The sequence below is a fragment of the Curtobacterium sp. MCBA15_007 genome (assembly GCF_001864905.1).
Lineage (GTDB): Bacteria > Actinomycetota > Actinomycetes > Actinomycetales > Microbacteriaceae > Curtobacterium > Curtobacterium poinsettiae.
The window spans coordinates 4677-5048 of sequence record NZ_MJGM01000035.1 but is presented as its reverse complement, the minus strand read 5'-3'; the positions used below and the strand labels follow the sequence as shown (position 1 = coordinate 5048).

General features: G+C 67.2%; 1 pseudogene. It reads right to left on the bottom strand.

What is annotated here, in order from left to right:
• Positions 1–372: pseudogene (locus BIU95_RS13290) on the bottom strand (type I glyceraldehyde-3-phosphate dehydrogenase); the annotation flags it as partial.

The following is a 372-nucleotide window of genomic DNA, read 5'->3' as shown; positions in this document are numbered from 1 at the left end:
GAAGCCGTCGAGCTTGCCGGCGAGCTCCGGCATGACCTGGCCGATGGCCTTGGCGGCACCGGTCGAGGTCGGGACGATGTTCAGCGCGGCGGCGCGGGCACGACGGGGGTCCTTGTGCGGGCCGTCCTGCAGGTTCTGGTCGGCGGTGTAGGCGTGCACCGTCGTCATGAGGCCACGCTCGATGCCGAACTTGTCGTGGAACACCTTGGCGAGCGGCGCGAGGCTGTTCGTGGTGCAGGACGCGTTCGAGATGATGTGGTGGTTCGCAGCGTCGTACTGGTCCTCGTTCACGCCGAGCACGATGGTGACGTCGTCACCCGAGGCCGGGGCGGAGATGATGACCTTCTTGGCACCGGCGTCGATGTGCTTCTG